Consider the following 25,604-nt stretch of genomic DNA (forward strand, 5'->3'; position numbering starts at 1 on the left):
AGTACGTTCTAAATATATATTTTTTTGTTATAAGTTAACACAAAATTTCGTTCTGGGGGTACTATAAAATTTTAGCTTGATAGCGATGTGGTACTACCCCATGCCCATCAACTTAAGAAATTGGTTGTTCCCCAAAACGAAAAAAACAAGTTGAATTCTCATAAATAACTGTAAAATAATAAAATTTTACGTTTTTTGGAGACTTCAAAGTATTAGCTTGATGGACATTGGTACTAACCCTAGAAGGAATGAGTTTTTTGTTTTACTACTGATAATGGGTGTTATGTAAAAGAAGACCAGTACATAACAAAGAAATCTTTATCATATTTTACTATAAATAATTTGTATATTATGTAAAATAAAGAGGTGCCTGGAATAAGGTATCTCTTTATTTTGTTAGTATGTTTAAAAATTTTGTATATGGTAGGTGTAAAGATGTTAGGTAATTTAATCCATTCAATTTTAGTTTTTTTAGAAGGGCTTGGTTATTGGGGAGTTATGCTTGGACTAATGATTGAAATAATCCCAAGTGAAATTGTGCTAGCTTATGCTGGATATTTAGTATCATCAGGAAATATATCGTTTTTCGGTGCTGTTGTATTCGGTACAATTGGTGGAGTTATAGCACAGCTATTTATATACTGGATTGGTCGTTATGGAGGAAGACCAGTACTTGAGCGTTATGGAAAATATATTTTCATTCAAAAAAAGCATATTGATCATGCGGAAGCATGGTTCAATCGTTATGGAACTGGTGTAATATTTACAGCACGTTTTATTCCTTTTGTGCGCCATGCTATTTCAATACCTGCAGGTATTGCTAAAATGTCACATGTTAGATTTATTACACTTACTACGCTTGCAATTATTCCTTGGTCGGCATTATTTGTATATTTAGGTTGGAAACTGGGTGAAAAGTGGGAGAATATAAATGAAGTAGCAGGACCCTACGTTAAATATTTTGCTATTATTGCAGTGGCTCTTGCTGTTTTCTATTTTGTTGTAAAAAAATTAATGAGAAGACGTGGCTAGTAATTTATTATTAGGAATCACCATATATTTCTATTAACTTAGGATGAATTTATATCTACAATTCATAGAAAGCGTTATTCTTTTTGTAGAAGTATACAGAAAGGATAGCGTTTTTGTATGTCTATTTCTGTATCTGATGGATTACAACTCTTCGCTCAGGAAATTCGTAATCAAATTGTAGAAGCAGGAATAAAAGTTTGGGATTGGACAATAGACTCAAATGATTGGAAATTAAAAGATAATCCAACTCAGATTATAGAAGATGTAAAAAAACAGACAACAGAAGATGTAGAAGTTGTTTTAATGCATGAAAAGGCGCAAACATTACAAGCTCTTCCTGAAATTATTAAATTTTATAAAGAAAAAGGATATGAATTTGTTATTTACAATGATGCGGATCATTTCCGACTAAATTTCCAGAAAGATCAACGTCTATAGTATTTACATGGTTATCTTTAAAAAGTGGTTTTTATCAGTCAAAATGTTATCTAATTTTACTAATAAAAGCACTGGTGATTTTTTATTACTAAATCAATAACTAAGCCAAAAGTCGATTTCCTATACGATAAAGAAATCGGCTTTTTTGTTTATATACTATATTACAATTGTCCCTTTATTTTCTCCGGAATATCCTTTTCAGAAATGACCTCATAAGAATAAACATACCTGCCTTTCACATGAATTTTTAAGTAAGTTTTTCTTATAAAGTCATTAGGAGTGTTAGTTCCTACTGTATATTCTTTCTCATTCCTTGATTCATCAACACATTTTAATGAGTACATAGCTCTTCCATTATGATTATAATCCGGAACGCCATATCCCTTCGCAATGGCGTATACATTTTTTTCTTCAGCAATCGGATTAAATCTGTCCAAATCCCCGCGTAACATGAAAGGTAGTAAGTATATAGGAAGGCTTATTCCTATTATGCAAAGTGCAAATTTCTTCATTATTGTTTCTCCTTTTGCGTATTTACATTTTTCAGTATAGAAAAAACTTCTTATGAATATAGAGGGAAATTCCTTAAGTTTTTCTTAAAACAGGTTTTTAAAGTACGGTTATTTTAACCAAAATTTTCATGGAAATACCTTTTAAAAGAACATAAGTTCGTATATAATAAGAACAAACGTTCTTTTGTTAGGAGTGATTCCCTTGTATGATTATTCTCTATTGCCAAATCGAATTATTCTTTGTGTAGATCTTCGTAGCTTTTATGCGAGTGTTTCATGTATTAAAAGAGGACTTGATCCACGTTATACAAAATTGGCTGTCGTAGGAGATGTAAATCGGAGTGGGTCGATCGTATTAGCGGCAACACCACCATTAAAAGCATTAGGAATAAAGAAGATGGCACGTTTGTACGAAATACCAAATCGGCCAGATATTATTATTGTGAACCCGATTATGCATACGTATATGAAGTGTTCAACTTACATAACAGGTTTAGCTTTGCAATATGTTGCACCGGAAGATTTTCATCAATATAGTATTGACAACAGAATAGATGAGTTTTTCATGGATATGACTGCAAGTATTCATTTGTTTGCGAGTAACCCGTGCGAGTTCGCATTAAAGTTCAAGCGAGAAATATATGAACGTACAAGGATTGAAAGTACGATTGGTATCGGGCCGAATTTATTATTGAGTAAAGTAGCAATGGATATTGAAGCAAAAAAGAATAAAGATGGAATAGCGCATTGGACATATGACGATATACCCGAGAAGTTATGGAGTATTAGACCGCTCAGTAAATTTTGGGGTATATCGTATAAAACAGAAATGAAATTGAATCGAAAAGGTATACATACAATTGGAGAATTAGCGCAGTATCCTTTGAAATATTTAAAGCAATCTTTCGGTGTAATAGGAGAAGAATTACATCTACATAGTAACGGGATTGATTTTAGCAGAATCGCAGAGAAATATGTTCCAGCGACAACATCTATAGCGAAGAGCCAAATATTATTTCGTGATTACTCGATAGCAGAGTTCGTCGTTATTTTATTAGAGCATGTAGAAGAAGTTTGTTATAGGTTGAGAAGAGAAAAGAAATGCGCTCAAACAATCCATTTTTCAGTTGGATATAGCAAGGAATATGGCGGGGGAATAAGAAAGGCACATACGTTAAACCGGGCAACAAATTTAACGCTGGATATTTATAATGTTTGTACATATTTTTTATACGAGCGTCATACAGGGGAGCCGATTCGATCGATAAGTATTTCGTTAACAAATTTAATAAATGAAGGAGAAGAGCAAATTTCACTTTTCGATAACATTATACAAAGAGAAAAAGAAATGCGATTAACGAAAGTCATGGACGAGATTCGAACACGATTTGGTAAGAACAGTATTTTACGGGGGATTTCCTACACGAGCGTCGCAACAGCAAGATATAGAAACACATTATTAGGAGGTCATAAATCGTGAAGAATGCTAATATGCCAAAAGGAAGAGGTATGGTAAAGTGGCAACCGTTTGCTAGTATGCCAGAGCAGTTCGTAGCTATTAAAGAAATGATACATGAGCAAACGAAAGTCCCGCGTCCAATCTTAACGCAGGATGCAAAAGAAATGATTGAAAATAAGCTATTATGTTCATTTTTAGGTGAGGAAGAGGTTTTACTTACATATTATAAAGATGGCTATCTATATAAAAATTACATAACAGTAGCTGATATAAATCCATTAAATGAGATGATTACTTGTACTGATACTTTTCGTAATAAGAAGATTTTTAAGTTTGTTGATGTAATTGAGATTGACTAGAGTGGGAATCTATCTTGGTTCGCTTTACATAAAGAAGTGAAGTGTGCCGTATGAGAGAATCTACGTCTTTTATATACGGCCGTCCTAAGTATCACAAAAAACACGTTCATTTTTCACAAATTTCACACAAAAAATTGGTATTCTTTTTTATAGTGATAACTAATAGCTTTGAGAGAAGTGAACTGTATATGAAAAAGATTTGTTCTTCTCTTTTTTTATTGTTAGTTTTTTGTAGTCTAGGAGTAAGTATTCATGCTGAGTCTACATTGCAATCAAAAATTGATGCGGCTTCCCCATATGAAACAATTAAATTAGAAAGTAGAACTTATAATGAAACGATAAAAATATCGAAACCGATTACAATACAAGGGGATAAAAATACTAAAATAATCTCTTGTGGTAAGGATCCTATTATTACAATGAAAAAGGAAAACATTATTCTTAAAGATTTGAAAATAGAACAATGTAATGATAATACAGATCAGCCAGCGATATTTGTATCGGGAGATAAGCACTACATCAGTGGATTGGAGGTTCACGCGTCATACATGGGGATTAAGTTAGAAGATGCTAGCAATATAAAAATTGAGAACAGTAGGATTGTTGGACAAAGACGGGCTAATGGAATTGATTTATGGAAATCAAATCGCACTCTTATTGAGAACATCAAAATCCAAAATGTTCGTGATGGCATTTATTTAGAACAAAGCGACAATAATACAATAAAGGACAATACAATTTGGCAGTCGCGTTATGGTATTCATCTTATGTATTCTGATAAAACGGTTCTTGAAAATAATACATCAAAAGAAAATACAACAGGTGCTATGATTATGGGAACAAAGGAAACATCTGTAGTAGGAAATCACTTTATTGATAATAAAAGTAATGTTCATGCACAAGGTATATTATTATATGATGCTACAAAAACAAAAGTTTTACAAAATGAAATTGCTAATAATAGAGTCGGGATATATGTAGAAAAGGCAAGTCATAATACGATTATGAGTAACTCGATTTCTAATAATTTTATTGGTTTACAATTTAAAGATGCCAGTGCAAATGAATTAACTCAAAATGTAATGATAGGGAATGTTAATGAGTCACAAGCTACACAAAGTAGGGAAAATAACATTTATAAAAATTATTGGGACGCTTCTTTAAAAGTAGATACAGATGGTTCAAGTACTAGTAAAATTCCATACAAAGCAGATGCTTATTTTCTTTTGCTAACACAAGATATTCCAGAATATCAGTTGTTCTTTCAATCACCAGGGATGCGTATTTTGCAAAGTTTCATAAAAATTCCAGAGCAATCTTTATTGCTAGACAAAGAGCCTAGTATGAGGCCCGAAATTGTTCCGCAAAAAGGCGGGGAGATGGGATTTCAGTTTAACATTTTGGTTGTAAGTGTAAGTATGTTACTAATGGGAAGTATATTGTTCTTTTTAGGGAGGAAAAATTGATGAAGGTAAAGTATACGTTATTTGCTATTTGTTTATGTTTTGTATTTGCTGTAGTAGGGTGTGGTAAGAAAGAAACGAAGCCGGTTGCTATTAATGAAAAAAATGATAAGTGTGATGTTTGTAATATGGCAGTAATGGATAATCAATTTGCAACTGAGGTTATTTTAGAAAATGGAAAAGCATTAAAATTTGATGATATTGGTTGTATGTATAAATGGATGGATGAACATAAAAATGAAAAAACACAAGAAAAATTTGTAAGAGATTACAATACAAAAGATTGGGTTGCAGTGGATAAATCTACATATGTATATGATAAATCAATTAAGACGCCAATGGCTTATAATGTAATTTCTTTTAAAGAGAAGAAAGATGCAGAGAGCTTTGTAGAAAAACATACTGGGAAAATCCTTTCTTATAAAGAACTAGCAGAACATAAATGGGAAATGAATAAAGAGATGATGGGAAAAGAAAAGAAAGATCATGGTAGTGGTGGACATTCTCATTAAAAAGAGACTATCGTTATGAACAAAATAGTTAGAAAAAGACAACCAACTATGGTTGTCTTTTTCGGTAGAGAGGTGAGTAGGTATGTGGAATATATTGTATTCAGAATGGCGTAGTGCAGTAAGAGGTAAATTTGCATACATGTTTTTGTTTCTTTGGATAACTATGTTTTCGTTACTATTTGTTATGGAAAGAAATACTCCGTCTTTAGCAGGTTATACAAATGTAACGGGGACAATGGTAAACCTTATTTTATATATTGTGCCTTTACTTATGTTAATTATAGGAGCATTTTCTATTGCAGGTGAGGTGGAAAATGGGAAATGGAGACTCTTATGTACGTATCCTTTGCCGAGTACTTCATATGTAGTAGGTAAAACAATCGGTCAATTTATAGCGCAAACAGCTATTTTTTCAATGAGTTTTGGTGTAAGTATAATAATTGGGTTAGTAAGCGGTAGTAATTTTGATATGTTTTGGTTGGTAGCAACGTATATCTTCTCTGTTTTACTAATCTATTTATTTTTATTACTGGGAATAACAATTGGTTCTTTTTCTATAACAAGGTGGCAAGCTTTAGCGATAAGTATTGGAGTTTGGTTCCTTCTTATTATGATGTGGCCAACGGTGTTAATTAGTGTCCTTAATTTGGTTCCATATTCAATAATTGCACCATTAATAAAAATATTATTGTTTTGCAACCCAGCTGAATTCCTTCGAATTATATTTGTAATTCAATTAGGTGGTGGAGCAATATTTGGACAAGTATATGATCAACTAGTAATGTTTTTGCAAAGTAAAGCTATTATTTGGGTTCTATTCATATACTTTATTACCTATACAACCGTGTTCTTGCTTGTGGCAAGCTGGAAAATGGAGAGGAGAAGAAAAAAATGACAGTATTAAATCTTAACGAAGTATGTAAACGATATAAAAAGAAAATAGCATTATCTCCAATTTCATTTCAAAGCAAAGAAGGAGAGTGTATCGTATTATGTGGTGGGAATGGAGCGGGGAAAAGTACGCTCCTTGATATAATAGCTGGAATTAAAACTCCTACATCGGGTACAGTTCAATTAGGTAATATAGAATTACAGAAAGATAGAAAACAGTATGTGAGTAAAATAGGCTATATGCCAGATGATTTTCATGCACAGCAAGACATGACAGTTCAAGAATTTTTGTTGTTTTATGCCGCCTTTCGAAAAATAGGAAAAGAAAAAGTACAAGCCATTATTAAAACAATAGGATTAAATGAAAAACAAAATGAACGCTTACATAGGTTATCTAAAGGGATGAGACAGAGGCTTTTATTTGGACAAGCGTGTCTCGGAAATCCTAAAATTTTAATACTAGACGAACCGACAAATGGGCTGGATCCGTATTGGGTAGATGAGTTTTTAACAATATTAAAAACATTAAAAAGAAATGGTACAATGATTATTTTTTCCACACATATGATGGATGTAGCTGCTGAAATTAGTGATCGGATACTCTTTATGAAAGAAGGAAAAATCATAAAGGAAATAAAAAATGATGGAGACTTAGAAAATTTAACGATAACATTACTAAAAATGCATAGGAGATGAATAAATTAGGGAACAGCTACTTTAAGAATGGTAGCTGTTCCCTAATTTATTAATAGCTATCTATATAGAAATTACATAACAGTAGTCGAAATAAATCCATTAAATAAGACGATTATTTGATGTTTTCATAATAAGAGGGTTTTTTAAGTTTATTGATGTAATTGAAGTGAATTAGAGGGGGAGAAATAAAATAATTATCTCTTCCTAACTTAATTATACCACGTAATTAACGGTCAAAATAGACTGTTTATTCTCATTTACTCTTGCTACAATCAATAGCACACGAATAGTAAGGAGAGGTGCCAAATGAGTTCTTTCGTTCTCGATTTTCAGGAAATACAAAAAACGCAGCTTTCGCTCGTTGGTGGAAAAGGATTGAATTTAGGGGAATTATCAAACATTCAAGGTATACAAGTGCCAGAAGGATTTTGTGTTACAACGGTAGGATATGAAAAAGCAATCGAGCAAAATGAAGCGTTTCAAGCTTTGTTGAATCAATTAACAAGGCTAAAAATTGAGGACCGAGATCAAATTGGTGAAATCAGTAAGAAGATTAGAGAAACCATTATGGAAGTAGAAATTCCTTCTAATGTAGCGGAAGTGGTAGCTCGTTATCTCTCTCGTTTTGGAAATGAACATGCTTATGCAGTACGTTCTAGTGCTACTGCTGAAGATTTACCATATGCCTCGTTTGCAGGTCAACAAGATACGTATTTAAATATCATCGGAAAAGAAGACATCTTGCAGCATGTAAGAAAGTGTTGGGCTTCTTTATTTACAGATCGAGCGGTCATTTACCGAATGCAAAATGGTTTTGAACATAGTCAAGTTTCTATATGTGTTGTCGTTCAAAGGATGGTTTTCCCGCAGGCTTCGGGAATTTTATTTACTGCTGACCCGATTACTTCTAATCGAAAGGTGCTATCAATTGATGCCAGTTTTGGACTTGGTGAGGCATTAGTATCAGGACTGGTCTCTGCTGATAATTATAAAGTAAAAGAAGGGGAAATCGTCGATAAGATGATCGCAACTAAAAAATTGGCTATCTATGCCTTAAAAGAGGGCGGAACAGAGACAAAACAGATCGATCTCACTCAGCAAAAGATTCAAACACTTACGGAACAACAAATATTACAACTAGCACAGATCGGCAGACAGATTGAAGCTTATTTTGGTTGTCCGCAAGATATTGAATGGTGTTTAGTTGATGATACATTTTATATTGTCCAAAGTCGACCTATCACGACTTTATATCCAATTCCAGAAGCAAATGATCAAGAAAATCATGTATATATATCGGTTGGTCACCAACAAATGATGACTGATCCTTTGAAGCCATTAGGAATGTCTTTATTCCAGTTAACATCCTTTGGACCGAGGTTTCAAGCTGGGGGAAGGCTGTTTGTTGATGTTACACAAAGATTGGCTTCGCCTGCTAGTAGAGAATCTTTATTAAATACAATAGGGGAATCGGAGCCACTTATAAAAGATGCATTAACGACTGTAATAGAGCGAGATGATTTTATCAAATTGTTACCGGATGATGAAAAAGAAAAGCGTCTTGGTAAAAGTGTGCCACCTGCAAGTTCACAACCACAAATCGAAAACAATCCGGCAATCGTTACGGATTTAATAAAGAATAGTCAGGCATCAATCGAAGAGTTAAAAGAAAACATTCAAACGAAATCAGGGTTGGATGTACTTGATTTTATTTTAGAAGATATCCAGCAATTAAAGAAAATATTATTTCACCCGCAAAGTATGGCTGTAATTATGGCAGGTATGAATGCTTCATCATGGATGAATGAAAAGATGAAGCAATGGCTAGGTGAAAAAAGCGTAGCAGACACACTTTCTCAATCAGTACAAAATAATATTACGTCAGAAATGGGTCTAGCATTATTGGATGTTGCAGATGTGATTCGGCCGTATCCAGAAGTCATTGAGTATTTACAGTATGTAGAAGATGACAGCTTTTTAGATGAACTAGTTCAGTTTAAAGGTGGGGAAAAAGCTCGAGATGCAATTTATGCTTTTCTGAATAAATACGGAATGAGATGCAGTGGAGAAATCGATATTACGAAAACGCGCTGGAGTGAAAAGCCAACTACAATTATCCCGATGATTTTAAATAACATAAGAGACTTTGAAGCTGGTGCTAGTAAGCGGAAATTTGAAGAAGGGCTGCAGGAGGCTTTGAAAAAGCAAGAAGAGTTATTAGACCGATTGCAGCATGTACCAGATGGCGAACAAAAAGTAGAAGAGACGAAGCAAATGATTAGTAACATCCGAAATTTTATCGGTTATCGTGAATACCCGAAATACGGCATGATTAATCGCTATTTCATATATAAGCAGGCGTTACTGAAAGAAGCTGAGCAACTCGTGCAAAATAGCGTTATCGATGAAATAGAAGATATATACTATCTGACTTTTGAAGAACTCCACGAAGTCGTCCGCACGAATAAACTGGATTACGAGGTTATTAATAAACGAAAAAATGAGTACAAATTATATGAAAAACTAACGCCCCCGCGTGTTATCACGTCTGATGGTGAAATTATTATAGGTAAATATAAACGAGAAAATCTACCAGCCGAAGCAATAGTAGGTTTGCCTGTTTCTTCTGGAGTGATTGAGGGGAGAGCTCGTGTTATTTTAAACATGGAAGATGCGAATTTAGAAGATGGAGATATATTAGTTACTTCCTTTACTGACCCTGGCTGGACACCATTGTTTGTGTCTATAAAAGGGTTAGTCACCGAAGTTGGTGGCCTGATGACACATGGAGCAGTGATTGCACGTGAATATGGATTACCCGCAGTAGTCGGGGTAGAGCATGCTACGAAACTAATAAAAGATGGGCAACGAATTCGGGTACATGGAACAGAAGGGTATATTGAGATACTGTAGTTGTGCCTTAGATAAATAAAGAGATCATCCACTAAATATAGTGGATGATCTCTTTATTTTTTTAAGCCAGCTGCTATCACCTGAAACTGAAAATAAAAATGAGCATGTGAATTGGATTTCTTTGAATGTCTCTGTCGTAGAAGAAAACATACATGCCACGATTCGAATTCATATGCAAGAAGCAACCATAGAATTAGATGTACCTTTTACTCCGCAAGTGCTCTTACAAGTCATGCAGACGATGAAACAACAATGATATCAGAAATCGCAATTGAAAAAGTATATATTGCAATTATATACAGAAATTTTAATAGTTTTATCAGCTTTCATCAATATATTCCCGAAATATCGATTAATCAGAATAGATAGCAATCTAAAATATAGGATATTTTCAAAAATATTACAAATTAAGACAATATCTTGTAAATTTATAGAATTTTCTTTATTATCAAAATATTGTTACGTATTTAAGATTAGGGAGGAATAGGGATGAAGAAAAAGCCTTTTAAAGCGCTATCTACGCTTGCGGCGGCAGCTGTGCTTAGTTGCACATTTGGGGTTGGTAGTCAATCTGTTTATGCGGCAACGCCGTCTAAAGTGGGATCTTTAAGTCCAATTGATGAAAATTTAATTCAAGAGGATCGTTTAGCAGACGCGTTGAAGCAGCGTGGTGTAATTAGTGAATCTGTGTCGAAAGAAGACACATTAAAAGCTGTTGAAAAATACGTAGAGAAGAAAAAAGGCAGGAATGCTGGAAAAGAACCAGCAGCGGGGGACAGTGTCTCGAGAGAAGCTTCTGACTTTTTGAAAAAAGTGAAAGATGCAAAAGCAGATATGAAAGAAAAAGCTGAACAACCTGCTGGTGGTCCGGTAGCTGGGCAAGAGCAGGTTAAAGGTGGATTAAACGGAAAAGTACCAACTAGTTCAGCGAAGCAAAAAGAATATAATGGGCCTGTTCGTAAAGATAAAGTACTTGTATTGCTAGTAGAGTTTGCTGACTTTAAGCATAACAATATTGATCAAGTACCAGGTTATATGTATTCAAATGATTTTAATCCAGAACATTATCAAAAAATGTTATTTGGTGATGAGCCATTTACACTCTTTGATGGTTCAAAAATCCCAACATTTAAACAATATTATGAACAGCAATCAGGCGGCAGTTATACCGTCGATGGAACAGTAACAAAGTGGTTAACAGTTCCTGGTAAAGCAGCGGATTATGGTGCAGATGCTGGCGATGGCGGTCATGATAATAAAGGACCAAAAGGACCTCGTGATTTTGTAAAAGAGGCATTAGATGCAGCTGTAGCAAGCGGTATGGATTTATCAGAATTTGACCAATACGATCAATATGACAGTAATGGAGACGGAAATAAAAACGAACCAGATGGTCTTATTGATCACTTAATGGTCATTCACGCTGGAGTTGGTCAAGATGGAGGCGGTGGTAGATTAGGTGACGACGCAATTTGGTCACATCGCTGGAACCTTGGAAACCCATATCCAATTGATGGAACAAAATCAAAAGTTGATAACTATGGCGGTAAAATGGCTGCATACGATTATACAATTGAGCCAGAAGACGGAGCAGTTGGTGTATTCGCACATGAGTTTGGTCATGATTTAGGTCTTCCAGATGAGTATGATACGCAATACTCTGGATCAGGTGAGCCGATTAACTCTTGGTCTGTTATGAGCGGCGGCAGCTGGGCAGGTAAAATTGCAGGTTCAACGCCACCAAGTTTCTCTCCGCAAAACAAAGAGTTCTTTCAAAAGAACATTGGCGGAAACTGGGCGAATATTGTAGAGGCTGACTATGATAAATTAAATCGCGGTATCGGTTTTGCGACATACTTAGATCAAAGTGTAACGAAATCAGCTCGTCCTGGTCTGGTTCGTGTTAACTTACCAGATAAAGATGTAAAAGGTATTGAGCCTGCATTTGGTAAGAAATATTACTTTAGTACAAAAGGCGATGATCTTCATACGACACTAGAAACGCCAGTGTTTGATTTAACAAATGCAACAAATGCGAAGTTTGATTACAAATCATTGTATGAAATTGAAACTGGTTGGGACTTCCTTGAAGTACATGCAGTGACAGAAGATGGTACGAAAACGTTAGTGGATCGAATTGGTGAAAAGAATGTTAAAAATGGTCTAGACACAACAGAAGGAAAATGGATAGATAAATCATATGACTTAAGCAAATTCAAAGGTCAAAAAGTAAAATTAGTATTCGAATACATTACAGATGGCGCTACGGCACCAAGTGGTTTTACTCTTGATAATGCAACATTAACTGTCGATGGAAAAGTTGTGTTTTCTGATGATGCAGAAGGTGAACCACAATTTAAATTAAACGGTTTCGTTGTATCAGACGGCTTTTATAAGAAGAAACATAACTACTATTTAGAGTGGAGAAACTATGCTGGTGCTGATGAAGCGTTAAAATATAGCAGCGGTGTACCGTACAATACAGGTCTTGTTGTATGGTATGCAGACTCTAGCTTTACAGATAACTGGGTTGGTATTCATCCAGGCGAAGGTTTCTTAGGTGTTGTTGACTCTCACCCAGAGGCAATTGTTGGAACGTTAAACGGTAAACCAACTGTTAAAAATAGTACACGATATCAAATTGCAGATGCTGCGTTCTCCTTTAACCAAACACCAGCGTGGAAAGTTGTATCTCCATCACGCGGAACATTTGAGTCTAAGGGATTACCAGGTGTAACGAAGTTTGATGATTCGAAATCTTATATGAACAACTTAATCCCAGATGCAGGGCGTAATGTACCGAAACTTGGATTGAAATTTGAAGTCGTTGGACAAGCAGATGATAATTCTGCAGGTGCAGTTCGTTTATATCGTTAATAATGGAAAAGCTGTTGAAGGGGATTCCTTTCAACAGCTTTTTTCATAGAAACATACATTTCAAGTTATTAATAAAATAATAGTAACTACTCAGCCTAGAAGTTTGGTAAAGGGTATTATTCCAATGAAAATACGCTTACATTTATATGAAAATTACATAACAGTAGTTGATATAAACCCATTAAATGAGACGATTACTTGTACGGATGTTTTTCGTAATAAAAGAATTTTTAAGTTTATTGATGTAATTGAGATTGATTAAAACATGTTTCTATGCAGCTGGCTTATTTCTTTAAGCCAGCTGCATAGAAAGGACCATGAATTGCGATTGTTGATAAAATATGAGCAATTTCCTTTGGTGTTTCTTTTTGTCCATTATTTAACCATTGTTGAATGACACCTATATGAGCAGATGCCATATAAGAAGCTAAGTATTGGCTTGGAACAAGTAAATTCTCCTTATTAATGAGAGCACCATTCGTATCTTCAAATAGTGTTTTCCACATAAAGTCTTTCAATTTTGTTTGGAAAGATAAATCTCCTTTTGGACTTAATACAGCTTTCATAAAATCACTATTTTCATTTAGAAATTCAAGAATAGAAGCGATAAGTACAAACGGCGTCGTTGGGGAAGGATTTGATCCAAGGTCAGCAATAACTTCTGGAAATTTCCGTTTTGCAATGCTAGAAAACTCATGCATAATTTCTTCTTGGCATTTCGTCATTAAATCGAATTTATCTTGATAATGTGTATAAAAAGTACCTCGATTTATGTTCGCTTTCGTTGTAATATCTTTCACTGTAATTGCTTCAAAACCTTTTTCCTCAATTAACTCCACTAATGCATTTCGTATGGCAGTTTTTGTGCGAATAACACGCAAATCTAAATTACTATCGCGCAAAGCATGTCCCTCCTTAATTTTAGTCAACACATTTCAAAAATGTGTCTTATAACCGACACATTTACGATTTTTGATTATTGAATAAGATTTAGCTCAAACATATAATTCAAAATATAAATAAACAACACGTTGTTCATTTATTGTAACTAAAATTAAAGGAGGAGAACAGAAAATGTTTAAAAATAAGCTTTTATATTTGTCACCAGTCATTACGCTGGTCGTTGTTTTTATTTTTTCATTAACATTATTTCCAACAGTTCAACCTAAGCCGAAAAACTTGCCAATAGCAATTGTGAATGAGGATCAAGGAGTGGAAATTCCGAATCAAGCGAAAATGGATATGGGGCAAACAATCGTTGATACGATTAAAAAAACATCGAAATCAGATGAAGAACCTGCGGTAAAGTGGGTAGAAGTAAAAAATAAGGAATTAGTTCAAAAAGGTTTAAATAATCAAGAGTATTACGCAGCATTAGTCATTCCGAAAGACTTTAGCGCAAAACAAGCATCGTTACGAACACCACAGCCATCTTCGCCAGAGGTAGAAATATATATTAATCAAGGGATGAATATGGCTGCTTCAACTATGGCAGGGCAAATGTTAAATGGCGTAGTTGATAATATGAACAATAATGTTCGTACACAACTATTAGAAGGGTTTAAAGCAAAAGGAACTACATTAACAGCAGATCAAGTTTCAAATGTAGTAACACCAATTACGAAGAAAGTGACAAATGTAAATGAAATCGGAAAAAATAGTGCGAACGGTAACTCGCCAATTTCTTTATTCCAACCGTTATGGATTGCAAGTTTAGCGAGCGCAGCAATCATCTTTATTGCCATTAGTAAAATGCCGGTAGGTACAAGAAAAGAAAACTTTGTATTAAAAGTAAAACAAATAGTAACAGGAGCAGTTGCAGCGCTTGTAATTGGATTTGGTCTTACATGGATAGCGGATGGAATGGTAGGATTAAATATCCCGAATTTCTCGGATACGGCTTTATTTTTATCCATTACTTCTTTTAGCTTCTTCTTAATGATTTCTGCGGTACTTTCATTAGTCGGACTAAAGGGAATCGGGTTATTCGCTCTATTACTATTCTTTGGAGCACCGTTATTATCGTTAGCACCTGAAATGTTGTCGTCATTTTATCAAGATTGGGTGCACTCATGGTTGCCAATGCGGTTTATGATCGAAGGACTCAGGGAAATATTCTTCTTTGGAAAAGGGTTAAGCTGGAATACACCTGTTATTGTGCTCGTTTGGATTGGTGTGGCAAGTATGGTTATCATTTTAGCAACTGCTTTCAAACGTAGTGCAATAAAGGAGCATAAAACTGAATTAAACGCTTAAAAGATAAAGAACGTTTCACTAGTAGTGAAGCGTTTTTTGTGTGAAATCATTATAGAATGTTTAATCGATAGGAAACGAAAACAGTGATAACTAGGCTTTTTCAATATTTTTAAAGGGGGATTGGAGTAAAGGATTATAAGAATGGGTCCATCCTGTCCCTGTATATATACATGCTCCTACTATTTCAAATTGCATAAAATGTTATGCGAAATAATGGAGGGGATACGATGTATAATTCGAATTATCATGACTGGTATAGACAGAATGATAAGCTGATTAGTGATATTGAAAAAGCAATTAATGGAGAGTATAGCGCTATAAATTGCTATGCTAAATTAGCTAACATGGCTCCAAATGAGGTGGAACGAAAACAAATTCTTGAAATCCGTAATGATGAAATAAGACATTTTCATCATTTTGTACAAATCTATACGAATTTAACTGGCAGACAGCCGAAACCACAGATTACAGAAGATTGCCCTAATACGTACTTACAAGGATTAGAATTCGCTATACAAGATGAACAAAAGACAGTGGATTTTTATTTAGAAATTTCAGACGAAACATCGGATGCGCATCTGAAAGAGTTGTTGCGTAGAATAGCTGCCGATGAACAAAATCATGCGGTATGGTTTTTATATTATTTTGTGAAAACGAAGTGAATTACTAAAAAAATAAATAAAAGAAAAAGCACCTCAGTTATGTTTAACCGCTGAGGTGCTTTTATATATTTAATTTAAAACTGGAGCGAACCATTGGGAATTACTTGCTTTTCAACGAATAATATGCTTGATTAGGTAATAATTACTGTTTTTATTTGAGAAAAAGAGATGATTATTCATGGTCCATAAAGAAGGTGCAAACAAATGAAAAGAGGAATTACAGTAGATATTCCAGGTGGATACGATAATCTACTTTGGAAAGTGTTAAAGCCAATTGATATTACTGCGTTTGATTGGAAAGTGGGAAATGAGGAGTCTTATTTAATAGTGGGGAATGGATTAGGTCCAGAATTATTTTCAGAAGATAACGAGGTCATGAAAGGCTCAGAATTAAAAAAACTATTAAAGGACAACATATATTATCTTATATTTGTAGATTTAAAAGCATATCCAAAAGGAGAAGTACTAGGGGAAATTGAAACATATGAAGAATTTAAAGAGAGTATGTGTGAAGTAGTCGTTCTAGTGGCGGATGGTGATTACATACAAATTTATGCGAAAGACCAAGAAGTGATTGAAATGATGTATGAAAACGCACTTAATCAAGGGTTATATGTAGAATACATTACAGATGAAAACGACGGTAGAACGCGTTTGTCAGTATGGTAGTAATATGAAAGGGGAACAGAAATATGGAGAGAAATACAGTTCCAGAATATACAATTCGAATTGCCACTGAAGATGAAAGTGAAAGCATTATTACTCTATTAAAAGAAGTAGCACAGTGGTTACAAGATAAAGAAGTGGATCAATGGCAGTATCTTTTAGGAGAAGAAGCTACAGCTGAAATACTAGAAGGTATAAGAGAGAAATATACGTATGTTGTTTTAAAAGAAGATGAAATTGTCGGTACGGTTACAGCATCTCCTAAACAAAATGAATGGGATGAACGTATTTATGGTAAAGAGGAAGTTTCGGATTCATTATATATTCATAGATTTGCGGTGAAACGGGAGTATAAGGGGAATGAAATAGGAGAATGGATTTTACAGTGGATAGACGAGAATGTACAATGTGATAAAAATTATTTAAAGTTAGATTGTGTTGGGCATAATCGTACGTTGAATGATTTTTATAAACGATGTAGTTTTGAATATATCGGTAGTACGGATGGACTTAGTAAGTTTCAAAAGAAAAGAGGAAAGTGAATGAATCCAATTAACACAGAGTTAGCTAAAAGGTTAGTACAAGAACAGTTTCCTGAATGGGCACATTTAGAAATTAAGCCGGTAAAATGTAGCGGGCATGATAATAGAACGTTTCATTTAGGGAAACAGATGAGTGTAAGATTACCAAGTGATGCAGCGTATGCACCGCAAGTAGAGAAAGAAAACAGGTGGCTTCCTATATTAAGTAAGGAACTTTCTTTACCAATTTCTGCACCAATTGCGAAAGGGAATCCGTCTGAAGAGTATCCGTGGCCTTGGTCTATTAATAAATGGATAGAAGGAGAGACGGTTACGAAAGAAAATGTTCGTGACTTAGATGAATTTGCAGCGGACTTAGGAGCATTTTTAATAGAATTACAATCAATTGATGCGAGTAACGGCCCAAAAGCTGGAGCACATAATTTTTACCGAGGCGGGCTTATATCTGTATACGATGAAGAAGCGAGAGTAGCTATTGAAAATAATAAGGACGTTTTTGATGAAACATTATTAAAGCACCTTTGGGATTTAGCACTTCGGTCAACATGGGAACGCACACCAGTTTGGGTTCATGGAGATATAGCGCCGGAGAACTTACTCATTAAAGATGGAAAGCTTTGTGCCGTAATTGATTTTGGTATTTTAGGAGTAGGAGATCCTGCCTGTGATGCAGCGATGGCATGGACGTTTTTTGATAAAAATAGTAGAAACGTATTTAAAGAAGTATTGTGTATGGATGAAGAAACTTGGAATAGAGCGAGAGGATGGGCGCTTTGGAAGGCGTTAATTACATATGATGCGAATAGAAATAGTAATAAAAGAATGGCAGAAGAATCTTGTCGTGTGATTCAAGTGATTGTGGATGATTATGAGAGGTAATAGAAAAAGCCTATTTTGAATCATATGATCAAAATAGGCTTTTTACATTATTAATCGATACTTAAAGCTTTTTTACCCATTTGATTATAACTGTGCTCAAATCGGGATTTTACCATTGGTTGGTCTTTTTTACCTTCTAATGGGTCATTATAGTAAATGTTACGATCATCTACACCAGTTATGATAATAGTATGTGCATTTCTGTATCCATTTACGGTCTTTCCTTGAGGTGTTTGCCAAGTATGTTCTAGTTGCGGAGAAGTTATTTTGTTCCCTACCCACGCTACAACTGGTTTACCATTACGTACATAACTTTCTAATACAGAGAAATCCTGTCCTGTTAAATCTGTACCTCTTGCATGTTTATCAAGTAATTGTTTCAATGGTGCTGGATTAATAGAGTAACCATAGCTCTTTCCACTTACGTCACCAACGAATCCGATGTCTGGATCACCCCAAATTGTAACTTTTCCGTTTCCATCAGTCTTGCGTCGCGTTGTATCAAATGGCATTTGATTAGCGAATTCTACTTTATTTAATGAACGTCCTGTGTAGTATTCTAAAAGCATTTGTAGTGAAACAACTGTACTTCCTTTTTGTAGTTCCGGTAATTGATTAATGGCAGGAACATTTAAGAGAAGTTTTGGACGTAAGAGATAAGACATATTTACCCATTTTGGTCCTTTGTCTGTACGAATTTGTACCCATCCGTCATCTCCCTTAGCTAATTCTTCTACGCCACCTTGTGGAGCGTATTTTCCAGATACTCTAGAAGAAAAATTAGGGCTATCGTAGGCGAAAAATTCTCTCGGTATGTATGTAAGTTCTTTTCCTTCACCCTCTTCTAAGTATGGATTCATCCATTGAAGACCTTCGCTAGTGCGAATTTTTAACCAAATGCTATTCTCTTCAACGACTGTTACAGTTTGAGGAGGATATTTACCAACCACATATCCTGTTCTTGACGGTCTATCAAAGGTAACAAAATTTTTATCAATATAAACTTGTTTTTCTTGTAATGGTGTCCACTTTAACCCATGATCCGTAGCGATTTTAATCCATCCATTTTCAGATTCATCGAATACAGTAACGGTTTGTGGTGCATATTCAGCAATTATACCTGAATGAAGAGAGGATTCAGGGTATATAAAATAGCTTTGTTTCATAGTAACTTGCTTTAATTTAATTTCTTTATCTTTTGATTGATCTGTGCGAGCAACTAAACTTGCAGCTTCTGCACGGGTAATAGTGTTATCTGGATACCAATGACTACCACCATAACCAGCTGAAATACGAAGAGCAACAAGAAGATTTGCCGACTTTTCACTCCAATGTCCTTTTAAATCTTGAAATACAGTAGGTAATAGATCAGTAGTTTTTTTGTCTAAGTTATATGAATGAACAAGCATAGAAGCCATAGCAGCTCTTGTTAGTTTTCCAGAAGGATTGAAATTCCCATTACCTACGCCTTTAATAATCCCAGCTTTTTCAACTGCAGCAATATAAGGAGTAGCCCAATGGTCTTGAGAGTCCTTAAATGATGGTTTAGCTGAAGTGTCTATTTGTAAGTTTAATATTTTTGCCATAATAATTGCGGCAGAAGCTCTATCGATTTCAAGGTTAGGTCCAAATGTACCGTCTGGCAGGCCAGATAAAACTTTTTTCTTTACTAAATAATCAACGGACGGCTTTGCCCATCCAATAACATCCGGAAACTGATAGTAGTAATCGTCTTCGTCTTCGTGAATTGCAGGCTGTGCATTACTTTTTTGTGTTACAGTTTCACTCACAGCTAAAGAACTAGATGGAGCGATGAAAGCGCCAAGAAGCAGTGCACTTGTAATAGTTATTTTTAGTGTTTTCAATTGTACATTCTCCTTTTATTTTATGTATGCTAAGTTAATGAATAAATTAACGAAAGGAAATGATTTGTTACTAATTATATGCTTTTAATATGTATATGTAACATTCCTGAAGAACATTATATGCTAATTTTCGGAGACTGACAATGAAAAAGTAAGATTATTACTCGTTTAATTTTCATTTAACAAAGAAGGAATTTGATATTATTATACAGAATATTTAGATAATAGGAGGTGTCGAATTTTGAGTGAAATTGAATTAAAAAGTAATGTAATTAAGACAGGGCGAGAGAGGGGGATTATTCTTCGGTTTGTACTCGCTAGTCTAGTTGGTGTGTTTATGTTTTTCGTACCAGTTACGATTAACGGTGCATCGTCTATTATGATTGATCATATCGTATCTTGGATAAGAGCTACTGTTCCTTCTGTAGTACCTTATTATGCACTGCTTGTTATGGTAATCGGTGCGATTTATCCATTTTATACGAAGAAATGGAATGCATCTATTGTAGACATTTGTTTTTCTATTTTAAAAGTAGTCGGTGTTGTTTTTGGTGTACTATATTGTTTAAAAGTGGGACCGGCTTGGTTCTTTGCGCCAGATGTTGGGCCATTTTTGTACGAGAAGTTAGTTATATCAGTGAGTTTACTCGTTCCAATTGGTTCGGCATTTTTAGCGTTATTAGTCGGATACGGATTGCTTGAGTTTATCGGTACGTTTTGCCGTCCGATTATGAGACCGTTATGGAATACACCAGGACGATCAGCAATTGATGCGGTTGCTTCCTTCGTTGGAAGCTATTCACTTGCGCTTCTTATTACTAACCGCGTGTATAAAGAAGGGAAGTATACGACAAAAGAAGCAGCAATCATCGCCACAGGTTTCTCAACAGTGTCCGCAACATTTATGATCATCATCGCAAAAACATTAGATATTATGCATCTATGGAATATGTACTTTTGGACTACGCTTGTTGTAACATTCATTGTGACTGCTATCACCGTAAGAATCCCGCCACTTAGCAAAAAGCCAGATACATATATTACGAAAGAAGGGTTCCCAGAGCCCGTTTATAAAGAGAAAATGTTAGAGAGAGCTTGGGAAGATGCATTAGAAGTATCAAAAACTGCACCGAGTATTATGAAAAATATCGCAGTGAATTTAAAAGATGGATTTATTATGACGATGGGAATTTTACCATCGATTATGTCAGTAGGGTTAATTGGTATCGTCTTAGCAAAGTTTACGCCAATATTTGATTGGATTAGTTATATTTTTTACCCATTCACTTGGTTACTACAACTTCCAGAAGCGGAACTAGCTGCTAAAGCAGCATCAGTTGGTATTGCAGAAATGTTTTTACCTTCACTTTTAGTTGTAAGTGCACCGCTCGTGACAAAGTTTGTAATTGCGGTTGTTTCGGTATCATCTATTTTATTTTTCTCCGCATCAATTCCTTGTATATTATCGACAGATATTCCGTTAAAAGTATCTGAACTTATTGTTTTATATGTGCAAAGAACGATTTTAACATTGCTTATTATTACGCCGATTGCGTATATGTTGCTATAAATAGTTAATATTAGGTTTTCGTTTCTGAATATATGCTATTTTCTGATTTTTCAATTTATAAAATGGCATAATGTTAATTATGTTCTAAAGTAACTCTAGATGATTTTTTCATAAATAACGAATTAGCTAAGTATATAATCATACCAATACTTGTGATTAATACTCCTGCGAGTAGAAAAACGCCGCTTACTTTTATCCATAGGGCTAAAATTGAACCCAATGTAGGTGAAATGACCATAGCACCGTGTACCATTGCATTTGCGGTACTAAAAAGAGGCACTTAAGAGCGTTATGGACATGGGTATGTTACAAGGTATCACTGAAACATGGGATCGTTTGAACGAGCGATTGGAGTCGCTGAAATAGATTTTTGTACCGTAATTTTATTTTCGGTGATAATAAAGTTTAAAGCATTGAGTTTAATAAAAATTTTTGTAAGGGAGAGCTAAAATAAGTGATTAATAATGTTGGTCAAATTATGTTGTATGTGAATAATCAAGATGAAGTGAAGGAGTTTTGGACAGAGAAAGTAGGGTTTAGTGTCATCTCAGAGGAAGATAACGGTCAAGGAATGCGATGGATTGAAATTGCTCCAACTAAAGAAGCTGAAACAAGTATTATTCTTCATAATAAGGAGCTAATTGCTAAAATGCAGCCGGAGTTAAATCTTGGCACACCTTCTTTAATGTTCTTCTCAAAAGAATTCGATAGTTTATATAGTGATTTAGTAAATAAAAACGTTACAGTCGGAGAAATTGTAAATATGCCTTCAGGTAGAATATTTAATTTTGCAGATAGCGAAAATAATTATTTTGCAGTAATGGAAAAGAAGTAAATTCAAATTATGAGTGCGATGCTGGAATAAAGGCATCGCATTTTTATTTATCATAAAATGCAATTTATGAGGTATTTGGGGTAAACCTTTATTTTTAATTTATATTATATTTCTGTAATATAAGCACTTTGTGTTAATGTGTAATAATAAATTAATATAAAATAGTATGATATAGTTACAACAAAGGGGGGGGAATGGAAATTATTTACGAAAGAGCAAAGTTACGGTTAATGGATAGCAATGATGTCGAAAAAATGTTTTCAATCGTGGAAGGAAATCGAGATATTTGGGCGTATTTAATCTCTAAAATGAATACTGTTCAAGATATGCAGCAATATGTTCAAAAGGCGATAAAAGCTTATGGGGCAGGTAAGGATTTACCATTTGTAGTTGTTGATCAAAAGACAAATGAAATTGTAGGATGTACACGCTTATATAACATTTCAGTTGAAGATAAGACAGTTGAGTTAGGACAAACGTGGTATGACCCGAGTGTACAACGTACGAGTATAAATACAGAGTGTAAGTATATGTTACTTGAGTATGCTTTTGAAAAGTTACATATGCTGAGGGTTCAAATTAAGACTGATGTAAGAAATGAGAAAGCACAAAGAGCAATTGAAAGGCTAGGTGCAGTAAAAGAAGGCGTACTTAGAAATGAAAGAAGATTGCCAAACGGACATGTGAGAGATGCTGTTGTGTATAGTGTTATTGCAAGTGAATGGCCAGTTGTGAAAGAACGGTTATTAGAAAAGTTAGAGTCGTATAAAGAAAAATTATAATTCATAATAGGAAAGGTATATGGATCGTGTAGATGAAAAATATGCCTTTTTTCTTACAAAACTGTTACTTCTTTTAGTTACTTTTGTTTCATCATTCCATTATGAGAAAAAATTCGTTACAATGTAGTTGTATGGTAATAAACTTATAAATTACACAAATGTAATGAAAACCGCAAACGAAAAATGAATTGATAATCCTCAATTTTAAATGAAAACCCTTTAATACATATATAACAAGAAAAATTCCTTCTTTTAAACAAATTCAAACAAAATGATTTGATATATACGTTTTTATATAGAAGTATGGATGATGTACGGAGGCAATTATTAATGAAAGAAAATAAGAAGAGTAAGAAAAGTAAGAAAAGAAGAATCTTGCAAGTGTTCTTGCTTATGATTTGTTCTATTATTTTATATGTAAGCTATGCCGCTTACGATATTTGGAGTTACCGCTTTAAAACAGAAGATGATGTGAAGACGGATGCTGGAATCGTACTAGGAGCAGCTTCATGGAACGGAAAACCATCTCCTGTATTTAAAGAAAGAATCAATCATGCGATTTCTTTATATAAGAACGGAAATATTAAAAAGATTATTTTTACAGGTGGTACAAAGTTTGAAGCAGAGCTTGAGGAAGCGCGTACTGCTAGAGTATATGCATTGAAACAAGGTGTAAAAGAGGAGGATATTTTAATTGAAACAAAATCCCTTTTCACTGAAGAGAATTTAAAAAATGCAAAGCAAGTTGGAATAGAGAATGGAATACGCACATATACGATCGTGAGTGATCCACTTCATATGAAACGCGCAATGAGAATCGCAAAACATATTAATATTGAAGCATATGCATCACCGACTCCAACGTCAGCATATAAAACGTTAGATACAGAAATCCCATTCTTTTTTAAAGAATTATTCTCGTATATTGGATATGTAACCTCTTTGCCATTAAAGGCATTGAAAGGGGATTAATATAAGAAAAGAATCTATCTTTATATAGGAACTTTTCTTATTGTTCAAAAACATTGTATTTTTATCGGAATAGTGAAACAATAGAGAGGTAGCTTCATATAATCATAATGACAAAATGAACGGTTTATGAATCGAACATAAAGGAGATTATAGTATGGCACTCTCATTTGTTGAAACAGAAGAACAATCTTTAATTATTGAACAAATAAATAAATTGATTCCGAAGTTCATGGAAAGGGAGCATCAACTAAGTGAATTAGGGTCATTTCCGTATGAAAATATTAATAATTTGAAAGATATCGGATATACAAAATTAACGTTGCCAAAAGAATTGGGAGGCAATGCGATTTCCTTATACGATTTTGTTTTATTTCAAGAGAAGATAGCAGAAGGCTGTGGTGCTACCGCATTGTCAATTGGATGGCATCTCGGTATTGTAAAGGAATTAGCGGAAAACCGTTCTTGGAACGAGGAGATGTTCATTTGGTTTTGTAAGGAAGTGCGTAATGGTGCACTTTTTAATAGAGCTTCAACAGAACCGAAGACAGGTAGTCCTACGCGCGGCGGGAAACCAGAAACAGTAGCAACTCAAAAAGGTGATAAGTGGATTATAAATGGAAGAAAAACTTTTACGACGATGGCACCAGTGCTAGATTATTTTATTATTTCAGCAAGTATTGAAGGCCGGGAAGAAATCGGGGAGTTTGTCATTTCAAAGAATACGTTAGGTGTATCAATTGAAGAAACTTGGGATAGCGTTTCAATGCGAGGGACTGCTAGCCATGATCTTGTATTACAAAATGTAGAGATACCGGATCGTTTTTTTACTGATATAAAGGGTTCAAAGGTTAAAACGAAGGGAATTGGTTGGTTACTTCATATACCAGCATGTTATTTAGGAATCGCACAATCGGCAAGAAATTATGCAGTTCAGTTTGCGGAATCATACAAGCCAAATAGTTTAAATCATGCTATTAGTTTATTACCGAATGTTAGAAGATTAGTTGGAGAATTAGAACTTGAGCTTATGCAAGCTCGTGTCTTTTTATATCAAATTGCGAAAAAATACGATGAGGCAGAAGATAAACTTTCATTGCAAGCAGAACTAGCGGCAGTGAAATATGTTGTAACAAACGCGGCTATATCTATTGTAGATAAAGCAATGCGTATCGTCGGAGCGAAAAGTTTATCAGAAAAAAATCCGCTTCATCGTTATTATTTAAACGTCAGAGCAGGATTACACAATCCGCCGATGGATGATGCGACATTGTCTATGTTGGCGGATGCGGCGTTTCGGTCGTAGTTTAAATTAGAGGCTGTTTCAGAAGAACGTTCAATCGATCTTTTGGAATAGTCTTTTCGTCGTTTTTTTATAAATAAGAGGTGTGGTTGATTATTTAAATTCACAGAATAATTATAAAGG

General features: G+C 34.5%; 23 protein-coding genes and 4 pseudogenes. 24 read left to right on the top strand and 3 right to left on the bottom strand.

The annotated features are described in order from the left end of the window. Positions 1-435: 435 nt before the first annotated feature. Both uptA and MR109_RS20340 read left to right on the top strand, forming a co-directional pair. Positions 436-1,032 carry an undecaprenyl phosphate transporter UptA gene (gene uptA / locus MR109_RS20335; protein ID WP_242273664.1) on the top strand — a complete coding sequence of 199 codons (597 nt, stop codon included), beginning with the start codon at positions 436-438 and terminating at the stop codon, positions 1,030-1,032. 147 nt (positions 1,033-1,179) lie between these two features. After that, positions 1,180-1,470: pseudogene (locus tag MR109_RS20340) on the top strand (polysaccharide deacetylase family protein); the annotation flags it as partial. Positions 1,471-1,631: 161 nt separating this feature from the next. Here the strand turns inward: MR109_RS20340 and MR109_RS20345 are convergent. Next, positions 1,632-1,982, bottom strand: a complete 351-nt coding sequence (locus MR109_RS20345) for a YxeA family protein (protein WP_071719120.1) — start codon at positions 1,980-1,982, stop codon at positions 1,632-1,634. Positions 1,983-2,184: 202 nt separating this feature from the next. Between MR109_RS20345 and MR109_RS20350 the strand changes: the two genes are divergently transcribed. From MR109_RS20350 to MR109_RS20395, 11 genes and pseudogenes are all read left to right on the top strand, one after another. Further along, positions 2,185-3,462: a Y-family DNA polymerase gene (locus MR109_RS20350; protein WP_242273665.1), complete on the top strand. Its 1,278-nt coding sequence runs from the start codon at positions 2,185-2,187 to the stop codon at positions 3,460-3,462. After that, positions 3,459-3,800, top strand: coding sequence for a YolD-like family protein (locus MR109_RS20355; RefSeq protein ID WP_025147805.1), 342 nt, complete (start codon positions 3,459-3,461; stop codon positions 3,798-3,800). The genes MR109_RS20350 and MR109_RS20355 overlap by 4 nt, the downstream gene beginning before the upstream one ends. Positions 3,801-3,988: 188 nt before the next feature. Further along, positions 3,989-5,266 carry a right-handed parallel beta-helix repeat-containing protein gene (locus MR109_RS20360; protein ID WP_242273666.1) on the top strand — a complete coding sequence of 426 codons (1,278 nt, stop codon included), beginning with the start codon at positions 3,989-3,991 and terminating at the stop codon, positions 5,264-5,266. Next, the gene (locus MR109_RS20365) at positions 5,266-5,775 is read left to right on the top strand and encodes a nitrous oxide reductase accessory protein NosL (protein WP_025147807.1); all 510 of its coding nucleotides are present in this window, start codon (positions 5,266-5,268) and stop codon (positions 5,773-5,775) included. Before MR109_RS20360 ends, MR109_RS20365 begins: the two co-directional genes overlap by 1 nt. 82 nt (positions 5,776-5,857) lie before the next feature. Next, entirely contained in the window at positions 5,858-6,670 is an 813-nt protein-coding gene (locus tag MR109_RS20370; protein WP_242273667.1) for an ABC transporter permease, read from the top strand. After that, positions 6,667-7,362, top strand: a complete 696-nt coding sequence (locus MR109_RS20375; protein WP_025147809.1) for an ABC transporter ATP-binding protein — start codon at positions 6,667-6,669, stop codon at positions 7,360-7,362. The genes MR109_RS20370 and MR109_RS20375 overlap by 4 nt, the downstream gene beginning before the upstream one ends. A gap of 57 nt (positions 7,363-7,419) precedes the next feature. Continuing rightward, a pseudogene (locus MR109_RS30090) lies at positions 7,420-7,537 on the top strand (YolD-like family protein); the annotation flags it as partial. Between the two features lie 131 nt (positions 7,538-7,668). Then, positions 7,669-10,275: a phosphoenolpyruvate synthase gene (ppsA, locus tag MR109_RS20380; protein ID WP_242273668.1), complete on the top strand. Its 2,607-nt coding sequence runs from the start codon at positions 7,669-7,671 to the stop codon at positions 10,273-10,275. Between the two features lie 106 nt (positions 10,276-10,381). Continuing rightward, positions 10,382-10,531, top strand: a complete 150-nt coding sequence (locus tag MR109_RS20385) for a hypothetical protein (RefSeq protein WP_242273669.1) — start codon at positions 10,382-10,384, stop codon at positions 10,529-10,531. A gap of 233 nt (positions 10,532-10,764) precedes the next feature. Continuing rightward, complete coding sequence (locus MR109_RS20390; RefSeq protein ID WP_242273670.1) at positions 10,765-13,152, top strand: immune inhibitor A domain-containing protein; 2,388 nt, start codon at positions 10,765-10,767, stop codon at positions 13,150-13,152. A gap of 139 nt (positions 13,153-13,291) precedes the next feature. Continuing rightward, a pseudogene (locus tag MR109_RS20395) lies at positions 13,292-13,414 on the top strand (YolD-like family protein); the annotation flags it as partial. Positions 13,415-13,436: 22 nt separating this feature from the next. On the opposite strand, the gene MR109_RS20400 reads toward MR109_RS20395, so the two are convergent. Continuing rightward, complete coding sequence (locus MR109_RS20400) at positions 13,437-14,054, bottom strand: TetR/AcrR family transcriptional regulator (protein WP_242273671.1); 618 nt, start codon at positions 14,052-14,054, stop codon at positions 13,437-13,439. 172 nt (positions 14,055-14,226) lie between these two features. Here MR109_RS20400 and MR109_RS20405 point away from each other — a divergent pair, with 172 nt between their 5' ends. The 5 genes from MR109_RS20405 to MR109_RS20425 all read left to right on the top strand — a co-directional run bounded on the left by MR109_RS20405 (position 14,227) and on the right by MR109_RS20425 (position 18,157). Beyond that, the gene (locus MR109_RS20405) at positions 14,227-15,408 is read left to right on the top strand and encodes a YhgE/Pip domain-containing protein (protein ID WP_242273672.1); all 1,182 of its coding nucleotides are present in this window, start codon (positions 14,227-14,229) and stop codon (positions 15,406-15,408) included. A 227-nt stretch (positions 15,409-15,635) separates the two neighbouring features. Then, on the top strand, positions 15,636-16,070 hold the full coding sequence (locus MR109_RS20410; protein ID WP_048375205.1) for a ferritin-like domain-containing protein: 435 nt from the start codon (positions 15,636-15,638) through the stop codon (positions 16,068-16,070). A gap of 204 nt (positions 16,071-16,274) precedes the next feature. Beyond that, positions 16,275-16,739 (top strand): DUF2691 family protein, encoded by a 465-nt coding sequence (locus MR109_RS20415; protein ID WP_071719127.1) that lies wholly within the window; start codon positions 16,275-16,277, stop codon positions 16,737-16,739. A gap of 23 nt (positions 16,740-16,762) precedes the next feature. Then, entirely contained in the window at positions 16,763-17,278 is a 516-nt protein-coding gene (locus MR109_RS20420; RefSeq protein WP_242273673.1) for a GNAT family N-acetyltransferase, read from the top strand. Then, positions 17,279-18,157, top strand: a complete 879-nt coding sequence (locus MR109_RS20425) for an aminoglycoside phosphotransferase family protein (protein ID WP_242273675.1) — start codon at positions 17,279-17,281, stop codon at positions 18,155-18,157. Positions 18,158-18,207: 50 nt separating this feature from the next. Here the strand turns inward: MR109_RS20425 and MR109_RS20430 are convergent, their stop codons facing one another. Continuing rightward, positions 18,208-20,022, bottom strand: coding sequence for an S-layer homology domain-containing protein (locus MR109_RS20430; protein ID WP_071719130.1), 1,815 nt, complete (start codon positions 20,020-20,022; stop codon positions 18,208-18,210). A gap of 241 nt (positions 20,023-20,263) precedes the next feature. Here MR109_RS20430 and MR109_RS20435 point away from each other — a divergent pair, with 241 nt between their 5' ends. The 6 genes and pseudogenes from MR109_RS20435 (at position 20,264) to MR109_RS20460 (ending at position 25,484) form a co-directional block, all read left to right on the top strand. Beyond that, on the top strand, positions 20,264-21,592 hold the full coding sequence (locus MR109_RS20435) for a YjiH family protein (RefSeq protein ID WP_071719131.1): 1,329 nt from the start codon (positions 20,264-20,266) through the stop codon (positions 21,590-21,592). A gap of 270 nt (positions 21,593-21,862) precedes the next feature. Then, positions 21,863-21,958, top strand: a pseudogene (locus MR109_RS20440) (SRPBCC domain-containing protein); the annotation flags it as partial. Positions 21,959-22,046: 88 nt separating this feature from the next. Further along, the gene (locus MR109_RS20445; RefSeq protein WP_002172570.1) at positions 22,047-22,427 is read left to right on the top strand and encodes a VOC family protein; all 381 of its coding nucleotides are present in this window, start codon (positions 22,047-22,049) and stop codon (positions 22,425-22,427) included. A 194-nt stretch (positions 22,428-22,621) separates the two neighbouring features. Continuing rightward, positions 22,622-23,209, top strand: coding sequence for a GNAT family N-acetyltransferase (locus MR109_RS20450; protein WP_071719134.1), 588 nt, complete (start codon positions 22,622-22,624; stop codon positions 23,207-23,209). Between the two features lie 303 nt (positions 23,210-23,512). Next, positions 23,513-24,181 (top strand): YdcF family protein, encoded by a 669-nt coding sequence (locus MR109_RS20455; RefSeq protein ID WP_374202580.1) that lies wholly within the window; start codon positions 23,513-23,515, stop codon positions 24,179-24,181. A 154-nt stretch (positions 24,182-24,335) separates the two neighbouring features. Beyond that, on the top strand, positions 24,336-25,484 hold the full coding sequence (locus MR109_RS20460) for an acyl-CoA dehydrogenase family protein (RefSeq protein WP_242273676.1): 1,149 nt from the start codon (positions 24,336-24,338) through the stop codon (positions 25,482-25,484). Positions 25,485-25,604 lie beyond the last annotated feature (120 nt).

Origin of the sequence: Bacillus cereus group sp. BfR-BA-01310 (assembly GCF_022664325.1) — a bacterium.
Classification (GTDB): Bacteria; Bacillota; Bacilli; order Bacillales; family Bacillaceae_G; genus Bacillus_A; species Bacillus_A paramycoides.